At 69.0% G+C, this 18383-nt stretch carries 21 protein-coding genes and 2 pseudogenes; 14 read left to right on the top strand and 9 right to left on the bottom strand.

Annotation, left to right across the window (positions count from 1 at the left end; translation table 11 throughout):
* Positions 1-106: 106 nt before the first annotated feature.
* The 12 genes and pseudogenes from AB852_RS19445 (at position 107) to AB852_RS19510 (ending at position 7797) form a co-directional block, all read left to right on the top strand.
* Entirely contained in the window at positions 107-421 is a 315-nt protein-coding gene (locus tag AB852_RS19445; protein WP_073790030.1) for a gas vesicle protein, read from the top strand.
* Positions 418-1311: a GvpL/GvpF family gas vesicle protein gene (locus AB852_RS19450; RefSeq protein ID WP_073790033.1), complete on the top strand. Its 894-nt coding sequence runs from the start codon at positions 418-420 to the stop codon at positions 1309-1311. The genes AB852_RS19445 and AB852_RS19450 overlap by 4 nt, the downstream gene beginning before the upstream one ends.
* Positions 1308-1493 carry a gas vesicle protein gene (locus AB852_RS19455; RefSeq protein ID WP_073790035.1) on the top strand — a complete coding sequence of 62 codons (186 nt, stop codon included), beginning with the start codon at positions 1308-1310 and terminating at the stop codon, positions 1491-1493. Before AB852_RS19450 ends, AB852_RS19455 begins: the two co-directional genes overlap by 4 nt.
* Positions 1490-1759 carry a gas vesicle protein K gene (locus AB852_RS19460; RefSeq protein WP_073790037.1) on the top strand — a complete coding sequence of 90 codons (270 nt, stop codon included), beginning with the start codon at positions 1490-1492 and terminating at the stop codon, positions 1757-1759. Before AB852_RS19455 ends, AB852_RS19460 begins: the two co-directional genes overlap by 4 nt.
* Positions 1760-1797: 38 nt before the next feature.
* On the top strand, positions 1798-2145 hold the full coding sequence (locus AB852_RS19465; protein ID WP_073790039.1) for a hypothetical protein: 348 nt from the start codon (positions 1798-1800) through the stop codon (positions 2143-2145).
* 639 nt (positions 2146-2784) lie between these two features.
* Positions 2785-3089 (top strand): annotated as a pseudogene (locus AB852_RS19475) (transposase); the annotation flags it as partial.
* A 267-nt stretch (positions 3090-3356) separates the two neighbouring features.
* Positions 3357-3497 (top strand): annotated as a pseudogene (locus AB852_RS40880) (IS5/IS1182 family transposase); the annotation flags it as partial.
* A 34-nt stretch (positions 3498-3531) separates the two neighbouring features.
* Positions 3532-4170, top strand: coding sequence for a zinc-binding dehydrogenase (locus AB852_RS19485; protein WP_245876836.1), 639 nt, complete (start codon positions 3532-3534; stop codon positions 4168-4170).
* A gap of 249 nt (positions 4171-4419) precedes the next feature.
* Positions 4420-4773: a hypothetical protein gene (locus tag AB852_RS19490; RefSeq protein WP_073790041.1), complete on the top strand. Its 354-nt coding sequence runs from the start codon at positions 4420-4422 to the stop codon at positions 4771-4773.
* 489 nt (positions 4774-5262) lie between these two features.
* On the top strand, positions 5263-6330 hold the full coding sequence (locus AB852_RS40885) for a matrixin family metalloprotease (protein WP_073790043.1): 1068 nt from the start codon (positions 5263-5265) through the stop codon (positions 6328-6330).
* A 32-nt stretch (positions 6331-6362) separates the two neighbouring features.
* Positions 6363-6725: a DUF6281 family protein gene (locus AB852_RS19500; protein ID WP_245876837.1), complete on the top strand. Its 363-nt coding sequence runs from the start codon at positions 6363-6365 to the stop codon at positions 6723-6725.
* A gap of 763 nt (positions 6726-7488) precedes the next feature.
* The gene (locus tag AB852_RS19510) at positions 7489-7797 is read left to right on the top strand and encodes a hypothetical protein (RefSeq protein WP_073790049.1); all 309 of its coding nucleotides are present in this window, start codon (positions 7489-7491) and stop codon (positions 7795-7797) included.
* Here the strand turns inward: AB852_RS19510 and AB852_RS19515 are convergent.
* Entirely contained in the window at positions 7746-8003 is a 258-nt protein-coding gene (locus tag AB852_RS19515; protein ID WP_329558943.1) for a DUF5133 domain-containing protein, read from the bottom strand. The genes AB852_RS19510 and AB852_RS19515 overlap by 52 nt on opposite strands.
* 407 nt (positions 8004-8410) lie before the next feature.
* Positions 8411-9637 carry an MFS transporter gene (locus AB852_RS19520; RefSeq protein WP_073790051.1) on the bottom strand — a complete coding sequence of 409 codons (1227 nt, stop codon included), beginning with the start codon at positions 9635-9637 and terminating at the stop codon, positions 8411-8413.
* Positions 9638-9715: 78 nt separating this feature from the next.
* Between AB852_RS19520 and AB852_RS19525 the strand changes: the two genes are divergently transcribed.
* Positions 9716-10087 (top strand): MerR family transcriptional regulator, encoded by a 372-nt coding sequence (locus AB852_RS19525; RefSeq protein ID WP_073790054.1) that lies wholly within the window; start codon positions 9716-9718, stop codon positions 10085-10087.
* Positions 10088-10210: 123 nt separating this feature from the next.
* Here the strand turns inward: AB852_RS19525 and AB852_RS19530 are convergent, their stop codons facing one another.
* The 6 genes from AB852_RS19530 to AB852_RS19560 form a co-directional block, all read right to left on the bottom strand.
* A complete protein-coding gene (locus tag AB852_RS19530; protein WP_143201258.1) occupies positions 10211-10540 on the bottom strand; it encodes a hypothetical protein in 330 nt (109 codons plus the stop codon).
* A gap of 750 nt (positions 10541-11290) precedes the next feature.
* Entirely contained in the window at positions 11291-11815 is a 525-nt protein-coding gene (locus AB852_RS19540) for a hypothetical protein (RefSeq protein ID WP_073790062.1), read from the bottom strand.
* 261 nt (positions 11816-12076) lie between these two features.
* On the bottom strand, positions 12077-13453 hold the full coding sequence (locus AB852_RS19545; protein ID WP_073790064.1) for a S41 family peptidase: 1377 nt from the start codon (positions 13451-13453) through the stop codon (positions 12077-12079).
* 191 nt (positions 13454-13644) lie between these two features.
* Complete coding sequence (locus AB852_RS40275; protein ID WP_245876838.1) at positions 13645-14787, bottom strand: site-specific integrase; 1143 nt, start codon at positions 14785-14787, stop codon at positions 13645-13647.
* A 396-nt stretch (positions 14788-15183) separates the two neighbouring features.
* Positions 15184-15519 carry a helix-turn-helix domain-containing protein gene (locus AB852_RS19555; RefSeq protein WP_073790066.1) on the bottom strand — a complete coding sequence of 112 codons (336 nt, stop codon included), beginning with the start codon at positions 15517-15519 and terminating at the stop codon, positions 15184-15186.
* Positions 15516-16658 (bottom strand): tyrosine-type recombinase/integrase, encoded by a 1143-nt coding sequence (locus tag AB852_RS19560; RefSeq protein WP_073790068.1) that lies wholly within the window; start codon positions 16656-16658, stop codon positions 15516-15518. The genes AB852_RS19555 and AB852_RS19560 overlap by 4 nt, the downstream gene beginning before the upstream one ends.
* A gap of 692 nt (positions 16659-17350) precedes the next feature.
* Here AB852_RS19560 and AB852_RS19565 point away from each other — a divergent pair.
* Entirely contained in the window at positions 17351-17551 is a 201-nt protein-coding gene (locus tag AB852_RS19565) for a hypothetical protein (RefSeq protein WP_073790070.1), read from the top strand.
* A 227-nt stretch (positions 17552-17778) separates the two neighbouring features.
* On the opposite strand, the gene AB852_RS19570 is transcribed toward AB852_RS19565, so the two are convergent.
* Positions 17779-18210 carry a hypothetical protein gene (locus AB852_RS19570; protein WP_073790072.1) on the bottom strand — a complete coding sequence of 144 codons (432 nt, stop codon included), beginning with the start codon at positions 18208-18210 and terminating at the stop codon, positions 17779-17781.
* Between the last annotated feature and the right edge of the window lie 173 nt (positions 18211-18383).

Raw genomic sequence — 18383 nt, forward strand, 5'->3', positions numbered from 1 at the left:
GCACCGGCCAGGGGACGCCGGAGAGACCGGGCGCGCCGGACACCCCGGCCGTCCTGGGCACCGCCCAGGACGGTCCCCCGCACCCGGACGGAGACACCCCACGGCCATGACGACGCCCTCGAACCTGCCCCGCCCCTTCGACGACCACTCGGGTGCCAACCTCGCGGACATCCTCGAACGCGTCCTCGACAAAGGCGTCGTCATCGCCGGGGACATCCGTATCAACCTCCTCGACATCGAACTCCTCACGATCAAGCTGCGCCTGGTGGTCGCCTCCGTCGAACGGGCCAAGGAGATGGGCATCGACTGGTGGGAGCAGGACCCCGCGCTCTCGTCCCGCGCCCGGCAGGGCGAACTGGACCGCGAGAACGAGGACCTGCGCCGACGCGTGGCCGAACTGGAAGCCGAGGCCCGGCCATGAGCCACGAGAACCTGCTGTACGTGTACGCCGTCGTCCCGTCGGACGCCGCGGCCCTGGAGCCCCTGGGCTCCCCGCCGCTCACCGACGGGGTCGTGGACGGGCTCCGGCTCGTCGGGCACCAGGGGCTCACGGCTGTCGTCCGGCCGGTCGACAGCCGTGAGTTCGACGAGGCGCCGCTGCGCGCACACCTGGAGGACCTGGACTGGGTCGCCGCGGTGGCGGGCGAGCACCACACGGTCGTGGAGGCGGTCGGACACCGCACCACGACGGTTCCGCTGCGGCTGGCCACCGTCTGCCGCGGTGAGGCCGGGGTACGGCGACTGCTGGACAACGGACGCCATCGGCTCCACGAAGCACTCGAACGGGTCGCCGGACACGAGGAATGGGGCGTCAAGCTGTACGCCGACCCCGTGTCGCCGCCGCCCGCACCGGGTCCGTCCGCCTCACCCCCGCCCGCACCGGACCGGACCGCCTCCACCGGACGTGACTTCCTGCGCCGCAGACTGGAGAGCCGCAAGGCCCGGGAGGGCGACGCGATCCGGGCCTCCGGCAGCGCCGACGGCCTGCACACCCTGCTGTCCGCCCACGCCACCGGCGCGGTGCTCCACCCGCCCCAACAGGCACGGCTCTCGCACGCCCCCGGCCGCAATGTGCTCAACGCCGCCTACCTCGTGCCCGTCGGCCGGCGCCGTACGTTCCTGGACGCCGTGCCGGACCGCGACACGCCCTTCGAGGGGCTGCGCGTGGTGGTGACGGGGCCCTGGGTGCCGTACTCGTTCACCCAGGGCGGCCCCGAACCGGCCCAGGGTGACCCCGGGGCCACCCGGACCGGCCCCGAGGTCACCCAGGGCGACCCCGAGGTCGCCCCCGGCCCCGGTGCGTCCCGGTGAACGGGCGCCCGGAGACGGCCCTGGTCGACCTGCTGGACCGGCTGCTGGCGGGCGGGGTCGTCCTCGCCGGGGACATCACCCTGGGGATCGCCGACATCGACCTCGTCCGCGTCGACCTCAAGGCGCTGATCAGCTCGATCGACGACACCGTGCCGTCCCCGTGGGAGCAGGTGACACGATGACCCGGACCCGGGTGGAACTCGAACCGGACACCGTGGAACGGGACCTGGCGCGGCTGGTCCTGACCGTCATCGAGCTGCTGCGCGAGCTGATGGAACGCCAGGCGCTGCGCAGGGTCGAGTCCGGTGATCTCACGGAGGAGCAGGAGGAGCGGCTGGGGACGACCCTCATGCTCCTGGAGGACCGGATGGGAGTGCTCCGGGACCGATTCGGACTGGAGCCGGAGGACCTCAACATCGACCTCGGACCGCTGGGCAAGCTGCTGTGAGCGGGTTTGGCCGACGGATTTGAGGTCAGGCGAATGACATGACTGCTTCACAGAAGTCCAGCGAGAACAACACCCGCAACGGATCGACGCGTACCGCCACCAAGAGTGCCGCGAGCGCCGCGTCGGACACCACGGAGAAGGCCACCGGAGCCCTCACGGCGCTGCCGGCCCCGATCGCGGAGAAGGCGTACGCCGCGACCCGGGCCGTGGGCGGCACGGTCGGCCCCGGTGGCAGGCTGTGGACCGTCCTCGGTGCCCGCAAGGCGGTCACCAGCGGTGCCTCGGTGGCCTCCGCCGCGGCGCTCACCGGGGCCTACCTCCTGGGCCGCCGGTCGGAGCGCCGCCGCCTCGGCCCGCTCTCCCGCCTCATCGCCGGACGGCTCTGACCCGCCTTCCTCCTGCCGACGGCATCCCCCGGGCCGGGCAGCGGACACACAGTGCCGCCGCCCGGCGTTCGGGTGCCGATTCCGCCCTCCTGTTCGTGGGGGTGATCGCCTTCGCGCGCGCCCCGGCTGTGCCGTTCGCACGGCTGCGCGGGATCGAGCCGCCCGCGGTACACGCTCCCGGCGGCCGCGAGTGCGGCTGATCGACAGTCGCGGGCCGGAGAGTGGATCACGGTTCCGTGGACACACCGGCACCTGGTCTCCGCGCCGTTCGCGGACTTCACCTGGCGCCGGGCCCGGGACCTGCTCGCGATGCGGGGGCAGGACGACACAAACCAAGCCGCCGTGGCCGCCGCAGTCGACCAGTTGCCGACGCGGGCGGAAACCGGGCCGGACCGCCGTATCGCGGCGCGCACCCGCGCTGCCCTGGAGCCCGCCCGGTCCGTCCTGCGCTGCCGCAGGCACCAGCGTTGGAAGACGCCGAGGAGGAGGCCACCGTCCCGGAGCAGACGTCGAACGTCATTCCTTTCGGCGTATTCGACGCCTTCACCGACGGGAGCCGCCTGTGAGCGAGGCTCCGCCACAAGACATCGCCAACCCGCGGATGTCACTGTCCACGAAGGAAGGCTGGCGAGCGTTCGTCGCTACCCTGGGCGGCTGCGTGTTCCTGACCGAGCGGCACTCGCCGGCATCATGTACGTGCTGCGGACGGGTGTCGCGTGGCGTGACGTCCCCGCCGAGACCGTGGGCTGCTCCGGGGTGACGGCCTGGCGCCGGCTGCGGGACTGGACCGAGGCCGACGTGTGGCCGCGCCTGCATACCGCCCTGCTGGCCGATCTTCGCCGTGCCGGTCTGCTGGACCTGGACGACTGCTCCGTGGACAGGTCGCACGTCCGGGCCCTCAAAGGGGGGATCACGTCGGCCCCTCGCCCGTCGACCGCGCCCGCCAGCCGAGGTCCTGCTGTCGGCAGCGGAGCCGGACCACTGTGCCACCCAACTGCGTAGCCAGCGTTTTTGTCTTAACCTGCTGTGATACCGACGGCGGACGTTCCGGCCGGCGCCACGGAGTGCCGTCCGAACTCATCGACGTTCACGCCTGCTGCTTGGCGTCCACGCCTCCCGAACTGCCCGAGAAAGGCTGCTCTTCATCATCGACCGATCCACCTGGTCATAAAGCGTGTTGCAGAAGCCTTTGTTCCGGGCCTTTCTTCTGTATGCGTGGGGTGCTGAGGGCTGAGCCGTTGTGGGTGGAGACGTTCACGAGTCTGCGGATGCGGCAGTTCGACCGGCTGCTGAAAGTTGTCCGTGAACGGGGCGGGAACGGGCCCGGTGGCGGGAGGCCGTGGTGCCTGCCGCGGCCCGACGGCCGGTGCTGCCGAGAACGCGCTGATGCCGGCCTGGGCACGTATCCCCGACGGCGTGACCGTCGAGCAGGCCGCCGCGCTGCCGATGGCGGCCGAGACGGCGTGGCGCGCGCTCGACGGCCTCGGCGTCCAGCCGGGTGAGCTGCTGCTCGTCCACGGCGCGGGCACCACCGTGGGTGAGGCGGCGGTGCGCTTCGCGCTGCACCGGGGTATCCGGGTGACAGCCACCGCCGGGCAGACCCGGGCAGCGGCTCTGGAAGAGATCGGCGCCCAGGTGACCGCCTACGGCGAGGGCATGGCCGAACGCGTCAGAGCACTGTCCGGAGACCGCATCGATCGTGCCCTCGACGCGGCGCCGACCGGCGGCCGGATCGACCGCGCCGACCAGCCCAGCCCGGCCGGCGGTTCACTGCCGACGCTGATCGAGCTGACCGGGGACCCCGACCGTTTCCTCACCGTCTCGGACTTCGCCGCCGCGGCCGAGCTGGGCGTCCGGACCACCACCGAGATCCGCTACGAGCAGATGGACGAGTTCGCCCGGCTCGCCGGCGAAGGCATCCTGGTCGTACCGGTCGCACGTACCTACACGCTCGACCGGATCCAGGAAGCGGCCGAGCTCAGCCGGTCCCGCCGACCTGGCGGCAAGCTCATGCTCGTCCTGTGATCACCCCGTCGGCCTGGCGAAGCGAGACCGGACCTTCTGGACCCGGACCAGACCCTGTCCCGGCTCCTCGCCACCGCCCACCGCTCCGCCCTGGCCGCCGTCGGGGAACGGCTCCACCAGGAGTCCCGGCACACCTGCACGCCCACCGAACGCGCCAAGCAGCAGCTACAGGCCGGCCAGGCCGGACAGCCGGACAAACTCACAGGCCCGGCAGAGGTCAGGCTGAAGCACCGCAGGGACACCCTCCGCATGGCCAGGGCCTACTGGCCGGGCGATCTGCTCGCCGCACTCCGCCTCGCACGCCGCGCGCTGGAGTGGCTTGAGGAGAACCCCGACGCGGTGCTCGACGCGCCCGGCAGCGAACGGACCGTCATCGACGAGGTCGAGATGCGGCTGGAGGAGGTCCGGCTGCTGCCGACCACCCAGCGGCGCCCGGCCTTCGATCCGCAGCACGGCGTACCCGCCGCCGTAAGCGTTGCGCCCGCACGGCCTGCCCACCGGGAAGCCGGTTTCCGCGCTTGCTGCTGGCTCGGTGCGGGACACCTGCGTGTACTGGAGGTGTTGGCTGCACTGAAGAGTGCAGCCCCATCCTCTTCCGGCTGATCGGCGACGAAGCCGTGTGCTGTGCCTGTGCTGCAATGGTCCTCAACGTGTCAAAACGCAGTTGCTGCCGTCGCTGACGATAAAGGCTGACGATAAAACAGACCATTCGCGACTGCTCCTGTTGAAACAGTTCAACTATCCCGGATCCGGAATCTCGGTGCTCCCAGCCATATCGGGGGGCTGGAAGCGATGGTGCCGCAAAAGCGGAACCCGCCACCGCTGAGTGGGTCCGAAGCGTGCGCCGTCCTGGGTGCAAGGGAAGCCGCATCGCCAAGCCGCAAGCTCATTGCTTTGACCAGCATAACCGTTCCTGAACGCACGGAGTGGGTGGATCCGGGCGCTGGCTTCCATTGGCTGGATATGAGGAGAGGTCGCGATGAGCTGATTGTTACTTTCCTTCGCGTTTTGATCATGTCCCGCTCGATGCGGGACGCAATCAGAGGGTGGAAAGTGGCTCGGCGTAACCCAGGAGTCATAGGAAAGACGATCATGGCCTTCGGTCTCGCGACATCGCTTTCGGCGGTGGGCAGCGCGGCGAACGCGGCCGTGCCAGGGCCGGCTGTCTGCGAGCTCGTCGAGGGCGAGCTGACCATCTACGACCTGCCCGCCGGCTCGTCCGTGATCCTGTGCGGTGCGGTCGGACGTGTGGTGACTCACGACGGCACGGGGGTGACGGTGCCCGAACCCGGTATGGCCGTCACCATTGACATGCTGACCACGGACGGCGCGTCGCACGGGTTCACGGTGGAGGTCGGCACCGACGGCACGGTCTCCTACGACCTCGGTGACGCTGTGATCGATGCCTCGACGGACGGAAATGACCGCCCCGGCTCCGCCAGCCCTGACCCGGCGACCGGAGTGCCCGCAGAACCGGACACCATCGTCGAGCCCACCGACACCGCGGAGGGCGCCGAAGTGGCAGATGTCGATGCTGCCGCTGCACCTTCGGCGTGCAGCGACGGCGCGTACTCGACGGCTGACCGCAAGGAGTACGGCACCTACACCTGGTACGTCGGTGACGGCGGAATGCCCGGCGGGCTGTCCCGTGACAACGCCAAATGGGCGTTCATGGACGCGATCAACAACATCACCGACAGCTACAACAACTGCGGGTACAGCGACACGGTAGGCGCCAAGCAGAACTACCTGGCCGATACCAGCCGTGAGGCGGGCATCAACAACAGCGGCCGGTGCACCGGCCAGGACGAACTGAGCGTGTGGGACGCAGGCGACCTCAAGAACGGCGTCGTCGCGACGACCTGCTCATACACCTGGGCCATGCCCGGGGTGAAGAATGATCTGCGTGAGGCCGACGTCCGTTTCAACACCCACGACTACGACTTCACGAACAAGCCGACCAGCAGCTGCTCGAACAAATATGACATCCGCTCCGTCGGTACTCATGAGGCCGGGCACGTCTTCGGGCTGGGACACGTGGGCTCGGGACACTCGAACCTCACCATGTACACGAACTTGTTCACGTGCAAGACGATCGCCAGGACCCTCGGCAAGGGAGACGTCCTGGCCCTCCGCAGCATCTACGAGGAGGAACAATGAGCCGGTCGGGGCGAGCCACGCCACTGCCTCTCATGGCAGCCATGATGATGCTGGCTGCGGCCTGCACATCGGAGAGCAGCGGTGACGGAGACGGGCGGGCGGAATCCTGCGCCTACCGTGTCCTCTACCAGGACCGCACCTACAGGGACGTCGCGAACGTGGAGTTCACGGCGGGAAGAAGGCTCGGTTCCGCCACCGTCCCGCCATGTGAGGACACAGGCGACCCGGACAACGCCGAGGAACCGGGGGAGACGACGACCGCCTACGCGGTGGACGGCATCTCTCCCGACGTGGCCGTCGCCGTCGGTGACAGCCCCGGCGACGCCGCCCTCGTGGCCGCCTACTCAGGCAACAAGCTCCCCCCGGAGATACAGAAACTGATCGACGGGCCCTGACGCGGCAGCGCGTCCACGCCGCTGTCCGAGCGGCGTGGACGCGACCTGTGCCGGGCATACGCAGTACCAGGACAGAAGGTGCCGGTGAGAACGACCAGGGTCTGGCTGGAGCGCCGGGGAGGGTGCTGACGCGGTTCCTGTAATCGCGTTTGGGGGTTGATACATCGGAACGAAAACTGGTGCTAAGCCCCCGTCGGCCCTGGTGAGCGGCGGACGGGACATAGGCCCCGGGACCGGTCTGGAGTCTTGCTCCAGTACTTATCGGCTCGACATGGACAAGCGGCTCGACCTCGCGCTGGCCGTCGAGAAGGTTGCGGTCGGCGTGGTCCGCTGGAGACCGCGCCCGGCGCCGTCGCGGAGACCGACACGGAGATCGCCCGGCTACGCGCCGGGGACTACAGCGGCGTCGTCACCCTGGACTGCGGCACGGTCGGTGTAAAGACGCCCGCTTGCGCCAGAGCCAGTCGGCGGAGCACTCCGGGACCGCTGCCCTCGAACTCCTGCCGACCTGGAGTGCTTCCTTCTCCAGCCCCGGACCGCTCCTGGGCCATGTCCCGGCGAGCCTGCGGTCAGGGCGGGGTAACGAGCCGGACCGCGGTGACGGTGAGGGCGGCCTGAGCATGCAGTTCTCCCGCATCCGGCGCGTCCTGAACGGCGACCCGTTCCAGATCCGCGGCGACCGACACCGGCCGGAACCGTCCGCCCCCCTCGCCCGCGGGCGGTACGCTCCCCGCCGACCGCACGCCATAGAAGGGGGGCCCGCATGACCGCACACACCACAGTCGGCATCGACATCCTCGAAGGCACCTTCGCCGTGCTGGACGGCGGGAACATCCCCGTCGACAGCGCGGACTGGTCCACCGGACTCGCCGCCCCCATGACCACCGGCGCCATCATCATGACCGGCATCAACATCGGCACCGTCCGCGTCACCGCAACCCCCCTCCGCGGCCCGCCGTCGCCGCATGCGCCCACCTGGGCCGTGACCGGTTCGACGGTCCCGGCCTGTGGGTTTTCCCCTCAGCCGACGCGCGTGGAACCGCCCCCGGGGTGGGCGTCGCGGAGTTGGTGACGGGCGGCCAGGAGTGCGTCGTCGGCATCGCGGGTGCCGGTGGACACGCACAGGGTGTAGGCGACGTCGTCCAGCCGCCGCAGCATGTCCGGAGTGCGGCATGCCGCGGCGGTGCGGGACAGTTCCTCGTACTCGCGGACCAGTCCGGTGAGCGTCTCGCGGTGAGCCATCAGCATGACGTCCTCCTCCGTACGCGACGACAGCATCCCGGCCATGCTGCCGCAGACACCCCCGACAGCACCTCCAGCCACGCCGCACCGCCCCCGCAGGCCAAGCGCAAGGGCGGGAGCCGAGGCCTGTGTCCGCCGCACCGCCCGGCGGCGGAGACCCAGCGGCGGCGCCGAGCCGAGCGGCCAGGGACTGCCAGGAGTGCTGCGCACAGCGGGGCCGACGGCTGGAGGCGGGTGTGGTGCACCCGGAGCCGACTGCACGCAGTACGAGCGCACCGGCCGGATCACGGGACTATCCCCGCGTAGCGGGGCCGACACCGGGTCCGGGTAGGGGATGACGAAACAGGGCGGACTATCCCCGCCTAGCGGGGTCGACCCTGGCAACGGATGCAAGAGGAGACGCCACTGATTACGCCTGCGCGCCGTTCTCGGGTGTCTGATGGTCACGCATCCGGTGCGGAGGTGGTCTCGTGTTCGAATGCGCAACTGGTGAATCCGTGTCGACGTGTGCCGATGACGATGGCGAGCGTGGGGAGCAGGAGCGCGAGTGTGATCCAGCCCAGGGAGGGAGGTCCCAGCACGTTGAGGGTGATACCGCCGATGATCCCGCCTGCGGCGATCCCGATGTTCCAGCATGTGGTGAGGAGTGCTTGTGCGACGTCGCCTGCCGCCCCCGCGGCGTCAGCGATCGCGGTTTGCAGCAGGGTTGAGGCACCGCCGTACGCGAGTCCCCACAGGGCTGCACTGGCGTACACGAGAGCGGAGGTGCCGGAGAAGGCACTCAGGATGAGAGCGGCTGTTGCCAGGAGCGTGCAGGCGAGAATCATGAGCGTGCGCAGGTGCCGGTCGATGAGTACGCCGGTGAGCCAGATGCTCACGAGTGAGACCAGGCCGAAGGTGAGTAGCACCGAATCGACCTGACCTGCCATGCCGAGCGGGGCCAGGAATGGGGCGATGTAGGTGAAGAGGATGTTGTGCGCGAACACGAACGTCAACGTCACGACGAGGATCGGGGCGACCCCGGGCAGGCGGAACGTGTGGAGCAGCGGCAGTCGTGCGCCCTTGGATTGGCCGGGGAAGTTCGGAACGCTGGCGATCACCCATACGAGCAGTGCGAGAGTCACCATCGTGATGATCCCGAATGCGAATCGCCATTCGACGACCTTGGCGAGGAACGCTGCTGCGGGGACCCCGACGGACAGTGCGACGGTCCCGCCCGCCATGGCGATGGCCATGGCCTTGCCGCGCTGGTGCGCGGGAACCATCCGCCGAGCGTATCCGGCAAGGAGCGCCCAGAGCATGCCGCCGACGATGCCGCCGAGGAACCGCGCGGCCAGGGTGAGCGCGAAACTGTCGGAGAAGGCGGTGACAGTGTTGGTGATCGCGAACCCCGAGATCGCGAACAGCAGCAGGTGCTTGCGTCGCCAGCCGATCGTAGCTCTCGTCAGAGGGACCGCCGCGAGAATCGCCCCGATCGCGAAGACCGTGACGCTCTGCCCCGCAGCCGCCTCACTCACTTCCAGGTCGCGGCTCATCTGCGACAGCATCCCGGCGGGCATCGTCTCGGTCAGGAGCGTGATGAACCCTGTGGCAGCCAGCGCCAGCAGACCTGCGATGGGGAACCGCGTCTCAGCGGCCGGAGGGCGTGGTGATGTATCCGTTCGTGTCATATCGTCATCATCAATGTGTGACATTGATGTGAGGGTCAAGTGCGGTTGCATCGCAGCCCAGACGCGAGGGGTGGGGGGATGCAGATCGGGGAGCTTTCTCAGCGCACGGACACGCCGGTGCGGATGCTCCGTTACTACGAGGAGCAAGAGTTGATCGAGTCCGAACGGCTCCCTAACGGGTACCGGCACTACGAGGACTACGTTGTCGATCGGGTGCGGCAGGTCCGGGGCTTGCTCGATGTCGGCCTGCCGACGCGGATCATCAAGCAGATCCTTCCTTGCTTGGACAGTCCGCAGGCGATACACCTGCCGTACGTCACCCCGGACATGATTGCGACACTCGAACGCGAACGCGACCGGATGGCAGAGAAGATCGAATGCCTCACGAAGAATCACCGAGCCATCGACGACTATCTCCACGCCGTGAGCCACGAAATCCGAGCTTCCTGATGAGGCGCCCCCGGTACGTCTGCTGACCGGCGGCGCCTGGCAGCGTCGGAGCAGGACGGTGCGGAGTGACGGCCTGGATCGGGCCTGATCTGCCGTTACGCGAACTGGAGTGCTTTGCGGTGCTCACAGTCGAGTTGCCTTGCCCGCTCCGGCCGGGCCGGTGAGGACGAGCCGGGCGGGGCGGGTGGCGCGGTAGTAGGCCAGCATGTCCGGCAGCGACCCCTCTCCCGGCGACGGGTGCTCCCCGGCATGGATCTGCCCGGCGGGCAGGGCCGTCGCGTCGCGAGCCGGAGGGGGCTGCAGGACGTAGCGCAGGTCGATGTGCTGGGAGTCGTCGCCCAGCAGCTCCCGATGTACTCTGCCCTCGCCGTCGGCGACCTGCCGCTCCAGTGTTTTGGCCCGGCTGCTCGCGAGCTCCGCGTCGACACCCTCCACCGGCCTTCGCAGCGCCATGAGCGCTACGGTCCGACAGGCCGCTCCCGTAGGAACACCGAGCACGCCGGCTGCATCGCCACCCGCCAGCCCTCCGTAAGCGATCTGCCAGACCGCGTAGACCACGCTGGCCAGCACCAGCACCAGCACCAGCACGGCACTCGCCGCGCCCACGATTAACCATCTGCGCGGCTGACGGCGCCCCCGACCGGAATCACAGACCGATGATGCGTGAACGTCACCGCACTGCGCGACCGACGTTCCCCTCCCGTGACGAAGTCCGCCAGATGCGCAGTCGACGATCACGGGGCCCGATCCCCTGCGCCTGACGCGGCTTCAGCTTGCCGTCCGTCTGGCGAGTTCAAGCCCGTACAGACCTCATCAGACAGACGTCAAGCTGAGTCTGCCCGCCCTGACCGTCGCCGCGCTCACGGGCACCACCGAGGAGAACGCCGGACTCGGCTCAGCCGTCCTGAGCTCCGTTCAACAAGTCGGCCCTTGGGGAGGATCGGACCGGGTTTTGGCGGCAGCAAGGCCCTACGGCCGCTCGGGAGCTCACCGCTGCGCGGCGTGCCGTGGGCACTGCCCGCCGAATCCCACGGACGCGCCTCGGGGGTCGCGGTATCTGAAGTTCGTAGACACGGCGTCGGCCGCCCGAAGCAAGAAGGCCCGGCAGTGTCACCGCAAACGTGACACTGCCGGGCCTCTCGTCTGCGAGCGCGCGCGACCTTGGGTTACTCGGAACGGAGTGGTGGCGCCACCACTCGTGCGTCAGACCCGCGGGGAGGCTGAGAAGGCGTAGCTCCTCAGCCCCTTGCCGTCGTCCTTCCAGTCGATCTGGAGCACTGAGTCACCGTAGTAGCTGGAGCCGGCGCCGGCCTTGTGGGAGACCGTGGGGCTCGTATACAAGGCATTCCCACTGGTGTTGAGGTTGTTCATCTTGCTGCCCAGGCCGGGCCCGTACTTGTGCTTCGACACAGGGTCGGGACCGCTGACGCTGCGCTTGACCTGCACCAGCGCGCGAGCCGAATTGACCACGCTGTAGCCGTAGAAACCGGGCGGGCCGTCGATGTCCACGGTCGCCTTGGCGTAGATGGTGCCACCGGAACGCTTCGCGCAGGTCTTGACCTTGAAGTCGAAGTCGTCCCACACAGCGGTCGATCCAGGATGGTCAACGGTCTTGCTCGATGTCTTGCAGTGCCAGCCGGACGCCGGGGCGGCCTGGGCCGTGCCCGCGAGCGCCGGCACCATCAGCGTGGCCGCTGCAAGGGCGGCGGTGAGCATGGTCTTGCGCATGGTTCCCCTTGAGTATGCCTTACATATTTGCGTCCACCCTGTCCGGCCGGGCGGCGGCCCCGCAAATGACTTTCGCCCCCCGAAGGAGGTGGTGAGGGCTGACTCCCCGCCACCAGCACGGCTCCGGTCTGCGATTCGGGGGTTGATACTGGTGGGCTCGCGTATTCAACTGTCGCGAGTTGTCGGTGCTGCTGAGCGTGGTAGTGACTTTCCGTGATCTCCAGCGGGTTGTCCCCGCCCCCCAGTCCCGCTCCTCCTGCGTCAGCTCGTGGTGCCGCCGTAGTTCCGCAGGACGTTCAGAGCCCTGTCGAAGGCCGAGTCCCTCTTCTTGTCGAACTCCTCCTTCGTGAAGACCGGCTCAGTGAGGTGCGGCGGAATGCCCGTGCCGTCGAAGGTCCTGCCCGACCGGGTCAGGAACTCCTCGTTCGGCAGCCAGGCCGACATGCCGTTGGGGAGCTTGCGCAGCATGACGTCCGAGAAGACGCCCTGTGTGGGCTGCCCGATCCGGACCGTCTTGCCGGGCCGCTCCATGAGGGCCTGGGTGAAGGTCTCCCCCGCGCTGACGGTCGAGCCGCCGGTCAGCACGGCGACCGGCCCGGTGTAACGGGGCCCTTGGGCGGGTGTGACATACGCGGGCTGGGGGCGAGTGTGCCGGGTGGGGTCGGCGGGGTCGTTGCGGGCCCGCTTGGAGTAGGCGACGTAGGAGGTGTCCGTGAGGCGCTCGGCGATGTGGATTCCCAGGGCGTCGGAGCCGCCGCCATTAATCCGCAGGTCGATGATCAGACCCTTCAGGCGCTGAGTGCGCTCCTGGCTGAGGACCGTATCCAGCGCCCTGTCGAGCTCGGCCAGCTGGGCGGCGTAGAGGGCTCCATCGCCCGCGTATCCGCCGAACCCGGAGATCCGCAAATAGCCCTGCCCGCCGGGGAGGTCGGCGTAGGTGATCCGCCCGTTGGCGAAGTCCTGGAGGTTCCGGGCGTCCTTGAGGTCGTGCGCCACGATGAACTTCTTGACCTTGGTGTCCAACTCCTCGGTGGGCAGGACGGTGCCGGGGCGAACCTGCGCGAAGACGCGATCGCCGTCCTGAACGGCAACATGGGAGTCGTAGAGCGGCTTGACCATCTCGCTGAAGACGGCGAAGAGCTCGTCCTTGGTCGTCTTCGCGTGCACCTTGGGCCGGTATTGGTCGCGTACAGCGCGCCAGTCGATGCCCTTGGCGGAAAAGAAGGGGTAGTTCTCCTCGAAGGACTGCCAGAAGACGTCAAAGGCAGCGAGCGGCCCCTTGGGGGCCGGACGCGTGCAGGCGTCCGGCAACTCCTGGATCCGGCGCAGGTTCCGGTCGCCGACGGAGCCGTCCACCCGCATGGACCCGCGGTCGCGGCCTCCTTGGGTGCGCACAGTGAGCATGGTGCCGTCGGGCGTGGTGTAGGTGCCGGGGCCGGTCCGCTGCGCGGAGTCGCCCTTGAGGCAGCTGACGGCGGTGGTCTGGTACTCCTGGAGGGTTCCGTTCCGGATGGATAGCACTGTGCCGTAGCCGTCCATGCGCCAGATTCCGTCGGTGGTCGGCTGGTGGGCGGCGGCGGCCGGCGCGGCTCCGCCGGCGAGGGCCAGTGCGACGGCGGTCGCCGTGACAATGCGCACGATCTTGCCTTCTCTGTAGGCGGCTTGCTCGGGACAGCCCCACGGTCGCCGACACGGCGTTCTCCCGGCCATCCGGCTGTCCGGTTGATCGGGGGTGGGGCCAGCCCCCCATTACCGGCAGCACTCGGGGGCCATCGCATTGAGGGACCGACCAGCGCGGACCATGCCGCGCTACTGGTGGGCTCGCGTATTCAACTGTTGCCAGGTCCCCGTGGAGCCCAGCCTGCTGGTGACCGTGTGTGATCGCCAGCGGCGTATCGGCTCCACGTTCCGCCGGTCTCGTTGAGCAGGCGGGTGGTGGTCTTGTCGTGGTAGCCGAGGGCGTCGGCGACGACGGGAGCGGGCATCTCAAGGAGTTGTTGTCGGATGGCGGCGCCGCGGGCGGCAGCTACTGGGACGCCGATCTTGTTGAGGAGTGCGGACAGGTGGTCGGGGCGGAAGGGCTGGCCCGCTCGGCGGCCTGGGAAGAGCCAGGGTGATGCCTGGTTGGTGGCGGTGTTCATGTGGTTGCGGTCGGCGATGTAGTCCAGCAGCAGGGAAGCGGCTGGCTTGGGGACGGGTGAGGCCGGTTCCCCGAGACGGAGAAGTACTGCTTGTCCGTCGTGCACCACGTCGTCGACGGTGAGCCGGACGATCCGGGTGAGGGGCTGTGCGTAGAGGAGCACGACGACGCCGGCGACGCGGAGGATTTTCGGTGTGTCCTGGTCGGTCAGCAGGCGGCCGAGGGCGTCCAGGCGTTCGTCTTCGCTCAGCGTGGCTCGGCGGGTGGCTTTCATCGCGGGTATGGAGAGAGCGCGTCGGCAATGGCGGCTCAGCATGGCCCAGTTGAGGAAGGCCCTCAAGCAGTTGCGGCCGTGCTCGCTGTTCTCGGCCCACCAGGCGTCGACGTCGATCTGGCCGCAGGAAGCGAGGGTGGTGTTCCGTTCGCCGAGCCACAGGAGGAAGGCAGTCGCGTACTTGGTCTGCTCGGCGGCGAAGCGGCGGATGCTGGGTGTGATGTGGCCCCGGTCGGCTCGCGCCCGCAGCCGGGGAAGGACGCGCCAGCTCGCGAAGAGCCTGATCGTCTTCGCGTGTTCGGGATCGGTGATCTCGGCCAGATGATTGGGCAACCAACGCTGGAAAGAGCAGATGTACTTGTCGACGGCGGGCAGGACCCCGCTTGCCATCAGGAGTTCTTCCAGGTGAGCGGCCGACCGCCAGGGCTTCAGCCCGTGGAACGCGTCGTGGGTCAGCGGGATCTGCCCGAGGCCGAGCTGCCGCAGCCGCTCAGAGGCGTTTCCCGGCTGGTCCCGGCGCAGGGCCAGCCAGGCCAGCCCGCTGCTGGGCTTGTCCATGGCAACCAGCAGGTCGAACAGCGATGTCAGCTCGGGACGGACGCGGCCGGTGCCCGTCGTCCAGGAGGGCGGTGAGCCGGTCGGCGAGTGTGCAGCGTTCGCAGAGCCGCCCGCCCAGGAGTTTCCCTTCGAAGCCGCAGCGTGAGCAGCCGAAGGTCTGGGAGAAGCCGGCGCAGGTCGTGCAGATCGCGGTGCCGTCGACGGGGCGGAGACCGGGAAGGGCCCGGTCCTGGCCGCATGCCGGGCAGATGCCCCGTGTCCGCACCGCGCGGTCCGAGCACGTCCGGCAGACGTAGCCGTCTGGCCAGCTGCCAGCCTTGTGCCTGCGGCGTCCGCAGCGGCAGCACTCGGCCAGGAACCAGCGTTCGTACTGCTCGTCGGTGGCGTAGGTCCGGCTCATGCGTCGGGCAGGATGCGGGCCGCGCGAGGCCGTAGCTTGGCGACGTTCGCGGACAGAGCCGGGAGGTCGCCGGTGGCGGTCTTGCGGACCCCGGCGTTCTCGGCGGTGGTGGCCACCAGGTCGGCCGGGGTGCAGGAGAGGATGTCGCAGAGCGCGGCCATGACCTGCAACGACAGCCGTTCCGGGGTGCCGGAGACCAGGCGGTGGACCTGCGAGGCGGACAGGTCGATCCCGCGCTCGCGCAGCAGCGGGACCAGCTCGGTGGCCGTGAAGATCCGGTGCTTGGCCATCACCTCGCGCAGCCGCCAGGTGTAGCCGACCTTGCGCTTCATGCTTTCCTCCCGTTCCGGGCCTGAAGGGCCGCGGCGATGGTGGTGTCCAGGTGCCGGCGCAGGGTGCGGGTGCGGAAGTCCGAGGACACGCAGGTGTAGATGGAGGTGGTGCTGGCGTGCTCGTGACCGACCTGTTCCTGGACGAAGCGGGGGTCCCAGCCGTCTTCGATCAGGTGGGTGACGTAGGACCTTCGCAGCGAGTGGAAGTCCAGTCCGTCGTCCAGGCCGAGGGCCTCGCGGTATGCCTTGAAACGGGAGTTGATCCGCTGGCAGCCGATCCGCAGGCCTCGTTCGGACGGCCAGGCGGCCGGATTGCCGGCGGTCCCGAACTGGGGCCGGACTTCGGTGAACCACTCGTCCAGGACGTCAGGGGTCCAGTCGAACACGGTCAGCACTCCGCGGCGCTTGGGCGGCGAGCCCTTCTTGGCCTTGCCGAACCGCACCTGGCACCGGCCGAACTCGCCGAACTCGGCCCCGTGCGGGTTCCGGCCGAAGTCGGCTGCGTCGAGCATTCGTGTCTCGTTGCGGCGGGTTCCGTAGGCGTAGGCGGTCTTGAACACGGTGGCGTCGCGGAACGCGGGCAGCCAGCCCTTGCGGCCCAGCGAGCGGATGCGGGCGACCTCGTCGTCGCAGTGGGCGAAGAAGGCGTGCAGTTCAGCCTTGGTGAACGCGCGCTTCTTCGGGTCGGACTCGTTGTCCTGGACGTGCACTGCGGTGTTCCACTCGTGCACCACCTGGACCGGGTGAGCGCCGAAGCGTTCCTCGCAGGTCGCGACCCATTCATAGAGAGGGTCGGTCACGAAGTGGCAGAAGGACCGGACGGCCTCGGAGTACGAACGGATCGTCGAGCGTTTCAGGTCGCGCAGTGAGCGCAGGTCGCCGAGCCACTCATCGACCATCGCCGGCGTCCAATTCCACGGGTAGGTGTTCACGTACGCGGTGAACGCCTTCACCGTGTTCTCCCGGCCTTCCACGGTCGTGCGGGCCAGGTTCCGCGCCAGCTGCTGATTGGCGAACCCGGTCAGCATCGCCGTGAAGACCTGTTCCTCCGGCCGCAGCAGCGCGACCCCGTCCACCAGGAGCAGTCTCGCCGCCCCTGGTATCGAACCGTTGAACCCCACTGATCCACCACTCTCCATGACTCGCATCAGATGCGAGAAAACCGCATCCTATGCGAGCCCCCGGAGGACCTGCAGGTCAGCCCCTCGGGTCAGTGGCGACAAGGCCCTGCCGACCGTTATGGTCACCGGTGACGCAGGCGTCCAACTCCACGGAATCGCGGCGTGGTTGATGCCTTCACGCAGGCCGATTCGCATACCGGCGCGAATTCGCATCTGATGCAATTGGCGGCAGTTGGAACATCGGAACGAAAACCGGCGCTAAGCCTCGATCGCCGCTGGTCGGCGGCTGACGGAGCGTCGGCGGCCGGACCTGTCCGATGTCTTCCCCCAGATAACTGCCCTGTTATCTGCAACAAGGTGAATACCGACCAGGGAGAGCGCGCCCGTTCCCCGTCCGACGAGCACTGTTATCTGTGGCGAGGAGAACCTTGGGACGCCTACCCGTGGCACGCCGCGCAGGACGCCCTCCCCCGTGCCGGACAGCCGGGATGAGGTGGCTGCGGCGGTGGCCGGCGGGAGGTAGTGCCCGGCGAGGACTGGCACTACCTCCCGCCCGCGCAGCCCGCCGACCGCGAACAGATGCGAGTGACCCGCGTCGACGGGTACGACTTCGCCTGGCTCGACCGGCAGGTCTGCTTGCGTGCCGCACCGACTTCGTCATCGCGGTCCGCGTCACCGACGAGTACCAGGGCCGCGGCTACGCGGGACGGATGCTGCGCTACGCCCTGCGCGGCCGTGAGGACTACGCGTGGACCACAACGGTCCAGAAGGCCATGGGCAAGGTGTTCTTCCGGAGGATGAGCCGGAGCACCGGCGTGCAGTTCGGGGACGGCCGCAAGCCGCTCCTGTGCCCGCACATGCGCGCGGCCTCACGGCCTGCCCGGAGCGGCCCAGCAGGTACCCGCCGATGACTGACCCGGTCAGGATGCTGAGCTGATCAGCGCCGGTTGCCCCTGTGAGACCCAACGGGGGCAACCGGCCCGCTGCCCCGCGCCTCTTCCTCCGCCAGGTCCTCCATGGGGTCCTCCTCCCGCTGGTGGACGAGCGGGCAGAGCGCCGGCGGCGCACGCGGGGACCGGGCGAGGCCCGGGGCGACGGGTGGCGGACGCATCAAAAGCTGCCGAGCCACCCGGCGGTGTCACTCCGCAGGAGCGTCAGCGTCCGCCGGAGTGCCGTCGGCGTCCTGCTCCCGGCCGAACAGGGACTTCTCCTCCTCCGCCGGGAAGACGGTCCGGCCGTAGCGGGCGAACTGGCAGACCCGCGAGCTCTGGGAGGCGGTGAGCGATTGGGTTCGGCGGGTGTCGGACGGCTGCGTGAACCAGTTCCTCACGCCCAGCAAGAACCAGCCCTCGGGGCCCTCGTGCTCGCCGTGGACGACGCGGGCGAGCCCGTCGAGCACCTGCTCGTGGGTGAGGGCCTTCTCGGCCCCGGCGGGATCCGAGAAGGAGACCGTCCACGACCACCTCTGGCCCGGAGCCAGGATGGAGTCCTCGGGGATGACCCCGTCGAGGTCTTGGAGATGGGCCGCCTCCGCGCCGATCACGGTGCGCCCCCACCGCACGTCCCCCACCGCACGTCCTCCAGCCAGGGGGCCTCCGAGAGGAAACCCTCCGCGATACTCCGCGTCTCCTCGTCCGTGATCAGGTGCTCGCCGCTCGTACGTCTCCTCTGCTCCGCCGGTTCCTCGTCCGAGGCCGGTCCGGGGCCATCCTCGCAGGGGAGCGTCCTCGCCGGGAGCGCGGA

The sequence above is a fragment of the Streptomyces uncialis genome (assembly GCF_001905345.1).
GTDB lineage: Bacteria > Actinomycetota > Actinomycetes > Streptomycetales > Streptomycetaceae > Streptomyces > Streptomyces uncialis.